This window comes from Nonomuraea sp. MG754425, from assembly GCF_021699195.1.
In the GTDB taxonomy this organism is placed as follows: Bacteria; Actinomycetota; Actinomycetes; order Streptosporangiales; family Streptosporangiaceae; genus Nonomuraea.
This window is the reverse complement of sequence record NZ_SSXE01000476.1, coordinates 1-630: the sequence shown is the minus strand read 5'-3', so window position 1 is coordinate 630 and position 630 is coordinate 1. Positions and strand designations below refer to the sequence as shown.

Here is a 630-nt window from a genome sequence, read left to right as displayed (position 1 = left end):
GGGGAACCCACCTCTTCGCGGGGTCGGGAGGAGGAGCCTTCGGTAATTCGGGCGGTTCGCCGGAACGGCCGGGCCCTTCCGGTCGCCCCCCTGGTGTCGTCATGGGGCCATGATGCGGCAGCCCGCCGGAACGGTCCAGAACCGGTTTCGACACCCCGTCCCACGAGTTTGATCGCGAGGGGGCCGCACTTGATCGGCCGTTGAGCCGCCGCCACGTAGGGTCCGGACATGCGTGCAGGCAGCACCTGGGCGGATGTGGCCGCGACCGTGGCCGGAGGCATGGGACGACTGTGGCGGCGCAGGCTCTGGACCGGACGACGGCGGCTGGCCTGCCGGGCGGCGTCCAGCCTGTCGGCCACGCTCCCCCAGTTGCGGGCCGACATACGCGACGCCACGACGAGCGCCGACCGCGCGGTAGCGGTCGCCCGATGGCGCTCACGCTGGATGTTCGCCGCGGCCATGATCGACCTCGCCGACCCCGCCACCGCCCGCGCGGTACGCGTCAGCGGGCGGCGGCTGTACCGGCACCTCATGAAGGTCGAGGTGCTCGGCACGGCCTGGCCGGTCGGCGGCATCCGCCGCGACTCCGCCGACCGCATCGAAACCACCGCCCGCGCCACCGCCCACCAC

Annotated in this window: 1 protein-coding gene; it reads left to right on the top strand. The window is 73.5% G+C overall.

The window, feature by feature from the left end:
* Positions 1–228: 228 nt before the first annotated feature.
* On the top strand, positions 229–630 hold a 402-nt coding region (locus tag FAF44_RS53555), incomplete at its 3' end, for a hypothetical protein (protein WP_237111175.1).